The 14,410-nt window shown below is 69.3% G+C and carries 15 protein-coding genes; 1 reads left to right on the top strand and 14 read right to left on the bottom strand.

Annotated features, from left to right (window positions below):
• Window positions 1–62 precede the first annotated feature (62 nt).
• The 9 genes from BOQ54_RS05750 to BOQ54_RS05710 all read right to left on the bottom strand — a co-directional run bounded on the left by BOQ54_RS05750 (window position 63) and on the right by BOQ54_RS05710 (window position 8,138).
• Window positions 63–401 carry a porin gene (locus tag BOQ54_RS05750; protein WP_055459252.1) on the bottom strand — a complete coding sequence of 113 codons (339 nt, stop codon included), beginning with the start codon at window positions 399–401 and terminating at the stop codon, window positions 63–65.
• A 170-nt stretch (window positions 402–571) separates the two neighbouring features.
• Window positions 572–1,057: an ATP F0F1 synthase subunit B gene (locus BOQ54_RS05745; protein ID WP_055459253.1), complete on the bottom strand. Its 486-nt coding sequence runs from the start codon at window positions 1,055–1,057 to the stop codon at window positions 572–574.
• Window positions 1,058–1,067: 10 nt separating this feature from the next.
• Entirely contained in the window at window positions 1,068–1,613 is a 546-nt protein-coding gene (locus BOQ54_RS05740; RefSeq protein ID WP_055459254.1) for an ATP synthase subunit B, read from the bottom strand.
• A gap of 76 nt (window positions 1,614–1,689) precedes the next feature.
• Window positions 1,690–1,917, bottom strand: a complete 228-nt coding sequence (locus BOQ54_RS05735; RefSeq protein ID WP_019403690.1) for a F0F1 ATP synthase subunit C — start codon at window positions 1,915–1,917, stop codon at window positions 1,690–1,692.
• A gap of 56 nt (window positions 1,918–1,973) precedes the next feature.
• Window positions 1,974–2,747, bottom strand: coding sequence for a F0F1 ATP synthase subunit A (locus BOQ54_RS05730; RefSeq protein WP_055459255.1), 774 nt, complete (start codon window positions 2,745–2,747; stop codon window positions 1,974–1,976).
• A gap of 61 nt (window positions 2,748–2,808) precedes the next feature.
• Complete coding sequence (locus BOQ54_RS05725; protein ID WP_055459256.1) at window positions 2,809–3,183, bottom strand: AtpZ/AtpI family protein; 375 nt, start codon at window positions 3,181–3,183, stop codon at window positions 2,809–2,811.
• A gap of 186 nt (window positions 3,184–3,369) precedes the next feature.
• Window positions 3,370–6,828: a chromosome segregation SMC family protein gene (locus BOQ54_RS05720; RefSeq protein WP_071923494.1), complete on the bottom strand. Its 3,459-nt coding sequence runs from the start codon at window positions 6,826–6,828 to the stop codon at window positions 3,370–3,372.
• A 63-nt stretch (window positions 6,829–6,891) separates the two neighbouring features.
• Window positions 6,892–7,536 carry a DsbA family protein gene (locus BOQ54_RS05715; protein WP_055459258.1) on the bottom strand — a complete coding sequence of 215 codons (645 nt, stop codon included), beginning with the start codon at window positions 7,534–7,536 and terminating at the stop codon, window positions 6,892–6,894.
• Window positions 7,537–7,643: 107 nt separating this feature from the next.
• Window positions 7,644–8,138, bottom strand: coding sequence for a DUF721 domain-containing protein (locus tag BOQ54_RS05710; RefSeq protein ID WP_063189512.1), 495 nt, complete (start codon window positions 8,136–8,138; stop codon window positions 7,644–7,646).
• 52 nt (window positions 8,139–8,190) lie between these two features.
• Between BOQ54_RS05710 and mutY the strand changes: the two genes are divergently transcribed.
• Window positions 8,191–9,270: an A/G-specific adenine glycosylase gene (gene mutY / locus BOQ54_RS05705; RefSeq protein ID WP_071924405.1), complete on the top strand. Its 1,080-nt coding sequence runs from the start codon at window positions 8,191–8,193 to the stop codon at window positions 9,268–9,270.
• 249 nt (window positions 9,271–9,519) lie between these two features.
• Here mutY and BOQ54_RS05700 read toward each other — a convergent pair whose 3' ends face one another.
• The 5 genes from BOQ54_RS05700 to BOQ54_RS05680 all read right to left on the bottom strand — a co-directional run bounded on the left by BOQ54_RS05700 (window position 9,520) and on the right by BOQ54_RS05680 (window position 14,407).
• Window positions 9,520–9,936: a VOC family protein gene (locus BOQ54_RS05700; protein WP_055459261.1), complete on the bottom strand. Its 417-nt coding sequence runs from the start codon at window positions 9,934–9,936 to the stop codon at window positions 9,520–9,522.
• Window positions 9,937–10,000: 64 nt separating this feature from the next.
• Entirely contained in the window at window positions 10,001–11,395 is a 1,395-nt protein-coding gene (locus BOQ54_RS05695; protein WP_055459262.1) for an alanine/glycine:cation symporter family protein, read from the bottom strand.
• 182 nt (window positions 11,396–11,577) lie between these two features.
• Window positions 11,578–12,756 carry a site-specific DNA-methyltransferase gene (locus tag BOQ54_RS05690; protein WP_071923493.1) on the bottom strand — a complete coding sequence of 393 codons (1,179 nt, stop codon included), beginning with the start codon at window positions 12,754–12,756 and terminating at the stop codon, window positions 11,578–11,580.
• 227 nt (window positions 12,757–12,983) lie between these two features.
• Window positions 12,984–13,445 (bottom strand): ribonuclease HI, encoded by a 462-nt coding sequence (gene rnhA, locus BOQ54_RS05685; RefSeq protein ID WP_055459264.1) that lies wholly within the window; start codon window positions 13,443–13,445, stop codon window positions 12,984–12,986.
• Window positions 13,442–14,407: a homoserine kinase gene (locus BOQ54_RS05680; RefSeq protein WP_071923492.1), complete on the bottom strand. Its 966-nt coding sequence runs from the start codon at window positions 14,405–14,407 to the stop codon at window positions 13,442–13,444. Before BOQ54_RS05680 ends, rnhA begins: the two co-directional genes overlap by 4 nt.
• Window positions 14,408–14,410 lie beyond the last annotated feature (3 nt).

The following is a 14,410-nucleotide window of genomic DNA, read 5'->3' as shown; positions in this document are numbered from 1 at the left end:
CCTCCTGCATGCTGCGCCCCCACCCCTACCCCTCCCCGCAAGGGGGGAGTGAAATCGCGGGCTCAGTTCCCGTTCACCGTGCCGCTGACATAGCCACGCATGGGGCCGAGACCGGTCGGCACGCGCACGTCGAGCGTGGCGCGCCCGCCGGTCATGGTGCCGCTCGCCCCGTTGCGAGTGACCCCCTCGGCTCGCACCCGCCCGCCGAGGCGCACGCAGGTGCTCGTACCGGCGATCTGCACGAAGCCCGGGCCGTGGACGGCGCAATGGCCGACCGAATCCCCACGTGACGGCGGGGGCAGCTGCATGCGCTCGTCGGCAGTGGCGGCAGCCGAGAGCCCCGCGGCGAAGGTTGTGCCCGTGACGAGCAGTACCGCGATGCGGCGAGCCGTGCGTGCCATGACCGTCTCCCGAGCGATGGAGGGGCCATCAATCCACAGGGCGGCGGCGCGATCAAGGCATGCCCTATCCCGCGTGACGTTTCTTCCCATAGCTGCATCGATCAGAGCATGGCCCCAAAAGGAACGGCCGCCCGAAGGCGGCCGCTCGATCGTTGATCCGTCCCGAGGGCTCAGTTGAGTTTGCCCTTCACCTCACCGAGCCCCTTGGCGAAGATGTCTTCGGCCAGCTTGCCCTTGACCGTATCGCGCAGGATCTGCTCGGCCGCCTTGACGGCAGCGTCGGCCGCAGCGGCACGGACTTCGGCAGCAGCCTGGGCCTCGGCCTGGGCGATCTTGGCCTCCGCGGCGGCGGTGCGGCGGGCGACGAACTCGGCGACCCGCTCATGCGCCTCCTTGGCCACGCGTTCCGCTTCCTCACGGGCGCTCGTCACGATAGCCGCCGCCTCGGCTTCGGCCGCCTGACGCTTGGCCTCGTACTCCTTGAGCAGGGCCTCGGCCTCGCCGCGCAGGCGAGCCGCTTCCTCGAGCTCGGCCTTGATACGGTGGCCCCGCTCGTCGAGCGCCTTGCCGGCGATCTTGTGTGCGCCGGCGCGCAACACGATCGCGAAGAAGATGACGAAGGCGACGGCGACCCAGAAGGTGGTGTTTTGGAGCATCAGACCGCCCTCACTGCGCCATGGCCTTGCCGACGGCCGTTGCCACCGCGTCCCTCGCCGGGGCCTGACCCGTCAGGCGCTCGACGATAGCCGCCGCGGCATCGCTGGCGATGGCCTCGACATTGCCCATGGCCTTCTCCTTGCCCGCAGTGATGCGGGCCTCGGCATCGGCCAGGTTGCGCGCCAGCTCCGCCTCCAGCGCAGCGCGCTTTTCCGCCGTCTCGGCCGCGAGCTTGTCGCGCGTCTCCTGCGCCAAAGCCTGGGCCCGGCCGCGCGCCTCTGCCAACGCCTTCTCGTAGGCCTCGCCGGCCTCCTCGGCTCGAGCCTTCGATTCAGCGGCGATCCTGAGGTCACCGGCGATCCGGCTGCGGCGATCCTCCAGGATGCCGGAGAGCCGCGGCACGATCACCCGCGACATCAGCAGATAGAGGACGGCGAAGGTGATCGCCAGCCAGAGGAGCTGTGAGCCGAAGGTATTGACGTCGAAAGGCGGGAAGTTCGCACCTTCGCCCTCGATGCCTGGCACTTCGGCATGCGCGGTGATCGGTTGAGCCATGGCGGTTCAGTCTCTCAAGCGAAGGGCGCACGAGGCGCCCTTCCAACCCGTTGATCGGCAGGTCGGCTCAGCCGCGTTACGCGACGAAGAGCAGGACCAGCGCGACGACGAGCGCGAAGATGCCGAGACCTTCGGCGAGAGCGGCACCGATGAAGGTGCGGCCGAACTGCGAATCGGCGGCCGACGGGTTGCGCAGGGCGCCCGACAGGTAGTTGCCGAAAATGTTACCCACGCCCATGGCGGCAAGCCCCATGCCAAGGCAGGCGAGGCCAGCGCCGATGTACTTCGCAGCAACGGGATCCATCACAAGGTCTCCTGAGGTTCGTATGAGGCTGGTTTCAAGACTACCGACGCGCCCTGTCAGTGCCCCGGGTGCAACGCGTCGTGAAGGTAGATGCAGGTCAGGATCGTGAAGACATAGGCCTGCAGGAAGGCGACGAGGAACTCGAAAGCCGTGAGCGCCACCGCCATCGCGAGCGGCAGCGCCGCCCCCGCAACGCCGAGAACGCCCGTCATGCCGCCGCTGGCGGCCAGACCACCGAGGGCGACGATGAACCCGGCGAAGACCTTGAGCGCCACGTGGCCGGCGAGCATGTTCGCGAACAGACGCAGCGACAGCGAGATAGGGCGCGACAGGAAGGAGATGAGCTCGATCACCACCATGAATGGCAGCAGCCAAGCAGGCACGCCCGAGGGCACGAAGAGCCCGAGGAAGTGGGTGCCGTGCTTGACGAAACCGTAGACGATCACGGTGCCGATGACGAGGATCGCCAGGGCAAAGGTGACAATGACATGGCTCGTCACCGTGAAGAAGCCCGGGATCATGCCAAGCATGTTGCAGGTCAGCACGAACATGAAGAGCGAGAAAACGAAGGGAAAGAACTTCATCCCCTTCTCGCCCGCCGATTGCCGCAGCGTGTTGGCGACAAACTCGTAGAGCATCTCGGCCGCCGCTTGGGCACGGCCCGGCACCAGCGAGCGGCCCGCCGTCGCGGCCGTGAAGCCGAGCGTAATCAGCGCCACCGCGCCGACCATGAAGAGCGCCGAGTTCGTGAAGGCGATCTCCTGCCCGCCGATATTGCCGAGGGGGATGAGATTCTTGATCTCGAACTGCTCGATCGGGTTCGCAGCCATCGCCGACCTTCTGTCCCTGCGCGGATCGCCCGGCGGCGGACGCCGACGGGCCTTGGAAACGTCACTTCTGTCCGCTCTTCCCGCCCCATCCGGGGAACGCGCCGGAGGCGCGCGCCAGATTGAGCATGCCGGCGCAGAAGCCGAGCAGGAGGCAGACAATCAGACCCCACGGTGCCGTGCCGGCCAGACGATCGATGATCCAACCGAGCAGTCCGCCGGCGATCACGCCCGACACGAACTCGGCGGACAGGCGGAAGGCCTGCCCGAGTGCGCTCTGGTTCGACATCGACCCCGACGCAGGCTCCACATCCTTCGGCTGATGGGCGGCAACGCGCCGGAGCCCTTCATCCAGATGCCTGAGCCTTGCCGAAAGATCGGCCGGTCCACCGTCGGCCGGCTTTCCGGCACCATCCTTCCGCTCGTCGGGTTTCGCCACGCGATCCTCCCGTGCGGTTGAAAGTGCACCGAAAATCCGGCCTGGAAGCCGGGCGCACCATATTGTCGTGCCCCACCCCTGTCAAGAATGCGGCAGAAACAATCAATTATTTGATATTCAAGGAAAATTCCGATCCAGACGGCCATTTGCCACCACTCATGAACAATCGGCGCGCCAATTGCCGGGTCAAACCGCCTCCAGAATTTGCTCGGCGGCCGCAAGATCGACGGACACGAGCTGCGAGACGCCGCGCTCGGCCATGGTCACGCCGAAGAGCCGGTTCATGCGCGCCATGGTGATGGGATTGTGAGTGATGACGAGGAAGCGCGTCTGCGTCTGACGCACCATATCCTGCAGGAGATCGCAGTAGCGCTCGACATTGGCGTCGTCGAGCGGGGCATCGACCTCGTCGAGCACGCAGATGGGCGAGGGATTGGTGAGGAAGACGGCGAAGATGAGCGCCGTCGCGGTGAGGGCCTGCTCGCCGCCCGAAAGCAGCGTCATCACCTGCGGCTTCTTGCCGGGGGGGCGTGCGAAGATCTCGAGCCCGGCCTCCAGCGGATCGTCGGAATCGACAAGTGACAATTCGGCCGAACCGCCGCCGAACAGCGTCGTGAACAGGCGCTGGAAATGGCCGTTGACCACGTCGAAAGCGGCAAGCAGGCGCTCCCGCCCCTCCTTGTTGAGGCTGGCAATGGCCTGGCGCAGGCGGCGGATGGCCTCGGTCAGGTCGTCGCGTTCCTTGACGAGCGCCTCGCGCTTGCCTTCCGCCTCCTCGAGCTCGATGTCGGCACGCAGGTTGACGGCACCGAGCCGCTCCCGGTCGGCCTTGAGCTGGGCGACGCGCCCTTCGACGTCACCGGCCGGCGGCAGGGCGGCATCGGCGACGACGCCCGCTAGCTCGTGCAGCCCCGCGGGAGTCGAATCGAGGGCCTCGCCAATGTGACGCACGACATCGGCCAGGCGCGCCCGCGCCGCCTCGAGCCGCGCTTCCGTTCCGGCCCGCGCCTCGCGCACCGCCGACAGCTGTTCCAGCGCCGCCCGGGCCGCCCTGTCGGCCTCGGCGAGCTTCGTCTCGCCCTCGGCCAGCTGATCGCCCGCCTCGCGCCGGCGCTCCTCCGCCGCCTCGATCTCGGCCACGAGCGCGCGGCGGCGCAACTCGAAATCTTCGGGCGCCTCCGCCAGTGTAGCCTGCTCGATCACCGTCTCCGCGATCCGGTGCTCGATCTCGCCGATGGCGGACAGCGCGCGCGTGCGCCGCTCCTTCCAGGCCCGGACCTCGGCGGCGATGGCCTCGCGCCGGCGGGCACGCAGCTCGGCCTCGCGCTGCAGCGTCTGGGCGGCGGCGCGGGCCTCGGCGGCGGCGCTGCGCCGCTCGGCGACCCGGGTGCGCGCCTCCAGCACGTCCTTCTCGACCGCAGCGACATCGCCGCTACGCGCCAAGGCCTCCCGCGCCTCCGCGATCCGGCGGCGCGCCTCCTCCTCGTCGGCGACGATGCGGCTCAGCGCCTCGTCGAGGGCGGAGCGGCGGGTCGCAACCTGTGCCGCCCGGCGCTCGGCGGCGGCGAGCTGCTCGCGCGCGCCATCGAGAGCGCGCCGTGCACTGCGCGCCGCTTCGAGCGCATCTCCCTCGCGCTGGGCCGCCTCGCGAATCGCCGCCTGGGCGCGGTCGAGCCCGGCGCGGTGCGCCTCCGCCTCCTCGCGCGCCGCAGCGGCGGCGGCGACAAGGTCGTTGAGCCGGTTGCGCTCGGCGAGGCGGCGCGCGGCTGCGGTTGGCGCACCGGCTTCGGCGACGAGGCCGTCCCAGCGCCAGACCGCGCCGTCGGACGAGACGAGCGTCTGGCCCGGCTTCAGCTCCCGGCTGAGGCGCTCGCCATCCGCTTCCGCGACGAGACCAATCTGGGACAGGCGCCGCGCAAGCTCGGGCACGCCCCGCACATACATTGCAAGGGGCCGCGTCCCCGCCGGCAGGGCCGGATCGTCCGGGGCAGCAACAAGGCTCGTCCAGCGGGAGGGTGCGGCCGGATCCGTCGACAGGTCGAGGTCGTCGCCGAGCGCGGCGCCGAGCGCCGCCTCGAACCCCTTGTCGACGGCGAGCGCATCGACAACCGGGGCAAAGGTGCCTTCGGCGGGCGCGGCGAAGAGCTTGGCGAGCGTCGCCGCCTCCGCCTCCAGCCGGTCGGCCTGGCGGCCTGCCTCGCTCGCGGGACCGCGCAGGCGGGCCTCGGCCTCGCGCGCGGCGGCCAGGGTCTCGCGCGCCTCGGCGGCGGCGATTTCCGTCTCCTCCAGCCGCTCCTCGGCGATCGCGAGCTCCTCGGCGAGACGGGCGATCGCCTCCGGCTCGGTGCCCTCGGTGTCGAGCGCGGCGCGCTCGGCCTCGATACGCCGGCGCTCGCCGGCCAGGCGCTCGGCCCGGGCGGCTTCCTCGCGCTCGGCCCGTTCGAGGCCGGCACGATGGGCGTTGAGGTCCGACACCTGCTGCTGCAGGGCAGCGAGCGCCGCCTCGGCCTCGACGAGGTCGCTATCGAGATCGACGAGCGCGGCCTGCGCCTCCTCGACGAGGACGGCACCGTCCTCGCCCTCCGCGGCGAGGGCCGCATCCTCCTCGCCGAGGCGCTCGGCGGAGGCGGCGGCATCGGCGGCGAGCGCCGTCTCGCGCGCAAGGTCACGGTCGAGCTCGGCCTTGCGGCGCACCAGTTCGGCGGCGCGGTCCCTGGCCCGGCGCTCCTCGTTGTCGAGCTCGGTGCGGGCGTTGACGAGACGCTGCAGCGCGGCGCCCGCCGCGGCGGCAGCCTCGCGCAGCTTCGGCATCTCGTGCCCGGCGATGGCCTGGAGCCGCGCCGTCTCGGCCTGCACGCGCGTCGCCTCGGCGACGTCGCGCACCTGAGCCTCCAGCTCCCGCTCGGCGGCGGCCGCCTGGTCACGCGCCTCGCGATAGGCGATCAGCGCCAGCATCGCCTCGAGCTTGCGGATGTCGGCCGAGAGCGCGCGATAGCGCTGCGCCTGCCGGCCCTGGCGGCGCAGGCCGTCGATCTGCCCACCGATCTCGCCAAGCACGTCCTCGAGACGCTGCAGGTTGTCCTCCGCCGCGCGCAAGCGCAACTCGGCCTCGTGGCGCCGGGTGTGCAGGCCGGCGATGCCAGCGGCATCCTCGAGAATGCGGCGGCGCGCCTGGGGCTTGGCCGCGATCAGCTCACCGATCTGGCCCTGGCGCACCATGGCCGGCGAACGGGCGCCGGTTGCCGCATCGGCAAAGAGGAGCTGCACGTCACGGGCACGCACCTCGCGGCCGTTGATGCGATAGGTCGATCCCGACTCGCGCACGATCTTGCGCGACACCTCGAGCGTATCCGCGTCATTGAAGGCGGCCGGCGCGATGCGCTCGCCATTGTCGATGGTAAGCGTGACCTCGGCGCTGTTGCGCGCCGGCCGGTTGCCGGAGCCGGCGAAGATGACGTCATCCATGCCCGAGGCGCGCATGGACTTGTGCGAACTCTCGCCCATCACCCAACGCAGGGCCTCGACGAGGTTCGACTTGCCGCAGCCGTTCGGGCCGACGACGCCCGTCAGCCCCGGCTCGATATGGAAGTCGGCCGGCTCGACGAAGGACTTGAAGCCCACGATCCTGAGGCGCGTGAGCTTCATGGGGGGGAACCTGCGGAAACGTGTAGGCCGGTGGCGCGCAGGCGCGCGGCCGGCGCGGCCCGATCAGCCGCCAACAAGAGGCGTGAGGATCTTGTCGAGTTCCTCAACAGTCAGCGCCCCCGACTGCTTCTGGCCATTGATGAAGAAGGTCGGCGTGGCGTTGACGCCAAAGGTCTCGACCCCGCGGTTCTTCACCGCGTTCACGGCATCATAGACCTTCTGGTCCTTCAAGCAGGCCTCGAAACTTTCCTGTGTGAAACCCGCCTGCTTCATGAGCTGCAGCAGCGCGTCGAGCGGCTTGTCGGAGAAGGCCCACACCTGCTGCTTGTCGAACAGCATGTCGGTGACGGGGTAGTATTTGTCGTTGCCGGCGCAGCGGGCCAGCATGAAGCCGGCGGTGGCCAGCGGATCGAGCGGGAACTCGCGCAGGATGAAGCGCACCTTGCCCGTATCAATGTATTTCGCCTTCAGGGTCGGGAAGGTGTTGGCATGGAAGGTGGCGCAGTGCGAGCAGGTCACCGACGCATATTCGATGATGGTGACCGGCGCGTCCGCCTTGCCGAGGGTGACATCGCCGAGCGGACCGGCGACGTCGAGGTCGCTCGGGCTGAAGGACTGGGCGAGTGCCGGCAGGGCGACCAGCCCGCCGAGGGCGGTGACAACGGCGCCAGCCGCCAGGTTCAGGATCACACGACGCCTGGTCGTCATCTCGTCAGTCTCCCGAATGAACGCGCCGGCGAAGATGCCCGGCCGAAAGGTCGCGACACCATAAGGACGGCGGCGAATGTGGCAAGAGATACGTGGCCGCCCGGCTTTCACGCCTTTGTGTCCCGCCCCTGCGACAGGACGGCGCAGCCGAGCCGCTCCAGCGCCGCGCGCAGCTTGTCGTCCGCGACGTCGCCGATATCGCGGGCGACGCTCGCCCGAGTCGCCTCGTCGACGGCCGGCGCGGGCTGGCGCGGCGCCGGACGCGCGATCGGCCCTTGGCGCAGGGCGAGGCGGCCGACGCAGCGCCAGCCGAAATGAGCGTTGACACGCTCGACCACGACGGGGGCCATGTGCTGCAGGTCGAGCGCGAAGCTCGAGGCGACGCGCACCACCAGCGTCGCCGGCTCGGAGCGCTCGTCGGGCGCCATGTGACGGTGGCGGCGCGGCCATTCGAGCCGCATCGGCTCGGTGAAGCGGGCAAGGCGCTCGCCAACGATCTCCGGCCAGGCGAGGACGATGTCCGAGGAGGCGAAGCCTTGCGCGGCAAGCGCCGGAGCAATGCAGCGCTCGACGAGGTCGGACAGGTGCTTGGGAGCCGCCATGGAATCTGATGCCGATGCTTGCGCCGCGCGGGCGGCCGGTTATGAGTGGGCCATGGTATCCGTCCTCGACGCGCCCTCCAAGACCGACAGCACCGAAAGCGCCGCCGCGCTGCTGGCGTGGTACGACCGCCACCGGCGCGCCCTGCCCTGGCGGGCCCTGCCCGGCGAGACGCCGGACCCTTACCGGGTGTGGCTGTCGGAGATCATGCTGCAGCAGACGACAGTGACGGCCGTGAAGCCCTATTATGAGCGCTTCCTTGCCCGCTTCCCAACCGTCGAGGCGCTGGCGCAGGCGCCGCAGGAGGCGGTGATGCAGGCCTGGGCGGGCCTCGGCTATTATTCGCGCGCCCGCAACCTGCATGCCTGCGCCAAGATGGTCGTCGCCGTGCACGGCGGGCGCTTTCCCGCCGAGGAGAAGGCGCTTCTTTCCCTGCCGGGCATCGGCGCCTATACGGCCGGGGCGATCGCGGCGATCGCCTTCGGCAAGGTCGCGGTCGCCGTCGACGGCAATGTCGAGCGCGTCATGAGCCGCCTCCACGCCGTCACGGAGCCGCTGCCCAGCGCCAAGCCGCTCATCCGGGAGCTGACGCTGGCGATGGTGCCGCAGCGCCGGCCGGGCGACTTCGCCCAGGCGCTGATGGACCTCGGCGCCACCATCTGCACGCCGAAGAAGCCGGCCTGCGTCCTCTGCCCCCTCGCCTTGCCATGTCGCGCCCGCGCCGCGGCGTTGGCCGAGACCTTCCCGCGCAAGGAGACGAAAACCACCGGGCGGCTGCGCCGCGGCGCGGCCTTCGTCGCGCTGCGTGCGGACGGCCGCGTGCTCCTGCGCACGCGGCCGCCGAAGGGCCTGCTCGGCGGCATGGCTGAAGTGCCGGTGAGCGACTGGCGGCACGATTACGCAATCAGCGAGGCGCTGCGGGACGCGCCGCTGGCGGGCCCCTGGCGCCGGGCACCGGGCACGGTGCGGCACGTCTTCACGCATTTCCCGCTGGAGCTCGCCGTTTTCACGGCGACGTTCGGCATCGATACCGCGCCGCCCGCCGGCGGGCGCTGGGTGCCCCGGCACGATCTTGCCGGCGAGGCGCTGCCCAATGTCATGCGCAAGGTGCTGGAGAAGGCGCTGGGGGGCTGAGCGCCGTCATCGGCGCGGAGTACGTGGCGTGGCGATGGACATAAGGCGAGCCTTCGGCTCGGCTTCGCGCGATGGACCCCGGCTCGCCTTCCGCTTCGCTCCATGCGTTCGGGGAACGAGGTTCCTCTAGGGAACGAGGTTCCTCTCAAAGCACGCCCTTGTTTTCCGGCCCGCATGCGCGAAGCGCAGGCGAGAGCCGGGAACCAGCGCAAGAAGCCGATGCCCGTGAGGGCATCGCCGCGTCTTCCGTCACTCCGCCTGCGGCGCGTAGGTGCCGAAGCTCCACAGATTCCCCTCGAGGTCGCGGGCCGTGTATTCGCGCGAGCCGTAAGGCTGGTCCTTGATGTCGAGGACGATCTCGGCGCCGGCTGCCTTCGCGCGGGCATAATGGGCGTCGGCATCGTCGACGACGACATAGATGCCCTGGTTGACGGCGCCAAGCTCGGCCGGCGTGCGCATGCCGAGGGCGTCGTCCTTCATCTCGCCGAGCATGATGAAGCCGCCGTCGTAGGACAGCTCGGCATGGGCGACCTTGCCGACCTCATCCTCATAGACCGCATGGCGGGCCAAGCCGAAGGCCTCGCACAGCCAGCCGATAGCCTTCTGCGCATCGCGATAGCGCAGGAAGGGGATGATGCGTGCCTTGCCCTGCCGTTCCGTCGTCATGGCCACCTCCGCAAGCTCGTTGAAGTGCTATCGTGGAGCGCCACGATGGCAAAGGCGTGGCTCGTCAGCCGCGCGCCGGCCAGACCTCGCGGTCGATGTCGAGATCCGGGAAGCGGCTCGAATCGAAGACGGGGTTGTCGATGCCCTCGGCAATCTGCCGGTCGTAGTCCCGCATGACGCGCAGGCCGGTGCGGAACAGGAGCGCGACGGCGACGAGGTTGACGACGGCGAGCAGGCCCATGGTGATGTCGGCGAAGGCGAAGACGGTGCTGAGATCCTGCACCGATCCCCAGAAGACGAGCGCCATCACCATGATGCGGAAGACGGTAAAGACGGTGATATCGTTGCCGGAGAAGAAGTCGATGCTCGTCTCGCCGAGGTAGTAGTTATAGATGATCGAGGTGAAGACGAAGAGCATCAGGGCGATGCTGACGTAGATCCGCCCCCATTCGCCGACGAAACCCGCCACCGCCTGCTGGGTGAGCGCAACGCCCGCCGGCTCCCCGCCCGGCGCAAAAGCCGGCGACAGGAGGATGATGAAAGCGGTGCAGCTGCAGATGACGATGGTGTCGATGAAGACGCTGAACGCCTGCACGATGCCCTGTGAGGCAGGGTGCGGCACATGGGCGACGGCCGCAACGTTCGGCGCGCTGCCGAGCCCCGCCTCGTTCGAGAAGAGGCCGCGCTTGACGCCGAGGAGGATGGCCGCCCCCATGCCCCCGCCGATGGCTGGCTCGAGGCCGAAGGCGCTCTTGACGATGAGCGCGAAGACGGCAGGCACTTCGCCGAGATGGGTCACGACCACGAAGAGCGCGAGCAGGATGTAGCCGCCGGCCATCACCGGCACCAGCACGTCGGCTACCTGGGCGATGCGCTTGACGCCGCCGAAGATGATGATGCCGAGCACCACGGTCAGCGCCGCCCCCGTCCAGTGCGGGGCGATGCCGAACGAATCGGCCAGGGAGGTGGCGACCGTGTAGGACTGCACTGCGTTGAAGCCGAAGCCGAAGGTGACGAGCAGCAGCACCGAGAAGACCATGGCGAGCCAGCGCTGCCGGAGGCCGCGGGCGATGTAGAAGGCCGGCCCGCCGCGATAGCTGCCGTCAGGCTCGGGCTGTTTGTAGAGCTGGGCGAGCGTGCACTCGAAATAGCTCGTCGCCATGCCGATGAGCGCGACGATCCACATCCAGAAGATGGCGCCGGGCCCGCCGAGCGTGATGGCCACCGCCACGCCCGCGATATTGCCAGCGCCGACCCGCCCGGCAACGCTCAGCATCAGTGCCTGGAAGGAACTGAGATGCCCCGGCTGCCGGCGCACCGCCTCGCCGAGCACGCCGAACATGCGCCCGAAATAGCGGAACTGCACGAAGCGCGAGCCGACGCTGAAGACAAGGCCGAGGGCAATCAGGCCGACGACGAGAACCTTCCCCCACAGAAGGTCGTCGAGAAAAGCGAGCATTCCCATTCTCCTCCCTGTGATGGCGGCTGCAGCTGCCGCCCTACTGCCAGGCGTCCGGACACCCTGTTGTTGGACCTCTTCTTGGCGGCAGCCGAACGATGAGGCCGGGGAGTGCGCGGCGGGGGGTGGAATGTCAACGGGCAGGATGTGCCGGGCGTCTCGCCGCCCCGGCAACGGGTGCCTCAGGCGGCCTCCGCCATGGCCGCCCTGAGCGCGCTGCGGAAGGTGTCGATGACAACGAGTTCGCCGTTCTGCTCGGCGTGCCAGAAGGTCCAGCCGTTGCAGGACGGCAGCCCCTGCACGAGGGCGCCGATCTTGTGGATGGAGCCGACGGCCGGCGGGACGCTCAGCGTGCCATCGGCGCGCACCGTCGCCCGCCAGCGGCGCCGCGCATCCGTCAGCACGGTGCCGGGCGCAACGAGACCGGCCTCGACGGCTGCGAGGAAAGGCACGCGCGGCTCGGTGCGCTTGGCCGGGGCGGTGGCAAAAGCCGCGGCATCGACGGGCTGCGCCGCGGCGATCCGTGCCTCGGCGGCGGCGGCATAGGCCGGCTCGCGTTCGATGCCGATGAAATGGCGACCGAGCTTCTTGGCCACGGCCCCGGTCGTGCCGGAGCCGAAGAAGGGGTCGAGCACCACGTCGCCCGGGTTGGTAGCGGCGAGCAGCACGCGCGCGAGCAGGGCCTCGGGCTTCTGCGTCGGGTGCAACTTGCGTCCGTCGGCGTCCTTCAGGCGCTCCTCGCCGGTGCACAGCGGGATGAACCAGTCCGAGCGCATCTGCGTGTCTTCGTTGCCCGCCTTCAGAGCCTCGTAGTGGAAGGTGTAGTTCTTTGCCTCGGGCCCGCGCGCCGCCCAGATCAGAGTCTCGTGCGCATTGGTAAAGCGGCGGCCGCGGAAGTTCGGCATCGGGTTGGCCTTGCGCCACACGACGTCGTTGAGGATCCAGAAGCCGATGTCCTGCAGCGCCGTGCCGACGCGGAAGATGTTGTGGTAGGAGCCGATGACGAAAAGCGTCGCGTTTTTCTTCATCACGCGCCGGCACTGAGCGAGCCAGGCACGTGTGAAGGCGTCGTATTCGGCGAAGCTCCCGAACTTGTCCCAGTCGTCGTCAACGGCATCGACGAGGCTGTTGTCGGGACGCGTCAGCGCCCCCTCGAGCTGGAGGTTGTAGGGCGGATCCGCGAAGACGAGGTCGACGCTCTCGTCCGGCAGGCTGTACAGCCCGGCGAGACAATCGTCGAGGATGATCCGGTCGAGGGGCACGCCTGCCCTGTTCACCCGACCCGACGGCGCGGGCGCCCCGGTACGCGAGACCTTGATCCGGGGCGCGGCGCCGACGGCACCGGTACGCGAAATACCCATGTCGTCTTTACCGGTTACGCTACTGACGAACCGGATCATGCAGACGATCGGTAAAGGCGAGGTTGAACGTGGTTAATGGTGCAATGTGTCGTTTTGGGGCTGCAATTTTTGCCCAATCGGAAAGACAGTCGGCTGCCGCTGGTGGGCAGCCGGCAGGGGGCATGAACGCGTGATCCACCGGCGCGCCGCGTGGATGCGGGCCCAGGGACCCACCGATAAGCCAGTGCCTACTGCCGGACCGGCTCCAGCCCCTTGAACGGTGCCATGCCGGCGCGCGCGAGGGCATCGACGCGCTCGTTCTCCGGGTGGCCGGCGTGGCCCCGCACCCAGTGCCAGGTGACGTCGTGGCGCTGGCGGGCCGTGTCGAGACGGCGCCAGAGATCCTCGTTCTTCACCGGCTTCCTGTCGGCCGTCTTCCAGCCGCGGGCCTTCCAGCCGTGCATCCACTGGGTGATGCCGTGGCGCACATATTGCGAATCGGTGAAGAGGTCGACCGCGCAGGGGCGCTTGAGGGCCTCGAGCGCCATGATGGCCGCCATCAGCTCCATGCGGTTGTTGGTCGTTTCGGGCTCGCCGCCCGACAATTCCTTCTCTTTGCCCTGATAGACGAGGAGCGCGCCCCAGCCGCCGGGGCCAGGGTTGCCCGAGCAGGCACCGTCCGTATAGATCGCCACCCTGTCCCTGGTCATCGGGCGAGGCCGTATTCGGCCGCGCTCGCGACACGGCGGTGGAACGAGAGCTTGCGGTCGTATTCGAGCGGGTCCTTCGGCTTCACCAGCGCCCCGGGGGGGACGTCGAGCCAGTCGACGAGCCGCGTCAGCATGAAGCGCAGGGCGGCGCCCCGGCACAAGACGGGAAGCGCCGCGACCTCGACGTCATCGAGCCGGCGCACGCGCTCATAGGCCGTGAGCATCGCCTGGCCCTTCGTCAGGTTGAACGAGCCGTCCGCCTCGAAGCACCAGGCGTTGAGGCAGATGGCGAGGTCGTAGGCGAAGGCGTCCGTGCAGGCGAAGTAGAAGTCGATGAGGCCGGACAGCCGGCCGGCGATGAAGAACACGTTGTCCGGAAACAGATCGGCATGGATGACGCCGCCCGGCAGGCCTACCGGCCAGGTGCGTTCCAGATCGTCGAGGGCTGCAAGCGTGCGCGCGGCAAGGCCGGGCGAGACCGTGTCGGCTCGCCCGTCCGCCTGCATGAATAGCGGCCGCCAGGCGGGCAGCGACAGCGCATTCTCGCGCCGCATCGCGAAATCGGCGCCGGCCAGATGCAGGCGCGCCAGCGCCTCGCCGACACCGTCGCAATGGCCGGCCGTCGGGCGCTTCACCCACATGCCGTCGAGGAAGGTGACGATGGCCGCGGGCCGCCCGGCGAGGCGGCCGAGCGCCTCCCTCTCCCGGTTCAGAACCGGCTGGGGGCAGGTGATGCCGCGCTGGGCGAGATGGCGCATGAGACCGATGAAGAACGGCAGGTCCTCCTCCTTCACCCGCTTCTCGTAGAGGGTGAGGATGTAGAAGCCGCGCTCGGTGTGCAGCAGGAAGTTGGAGTTCTCGACCCCCTCGGCGATGCCCTTGACGGCGAGCACCGCGCCGATGTCGTAGCGGGCGACGAAGGCGGCGAGTTCCTCGTCGGCAACCTCGGTATAGACTGCCACGCG

Origin of the sequence: Chelatococcus daeguensis (assembly GCF_001887265.1) — a bacterium.
Taxonomy (GTDB): Bacteria; Pseudomonadota; Alphaproteobacteria; order Rhizobiales; family Beijerinckiaceae; genus Chelatococcus_A; species Chelatococcus_A sambhunathii.
The sequence above is the reverse complement of the archived record's forward strand: the minus strand, read 5'-3'. Positions and strand labels throughout refer to the sequence as shown.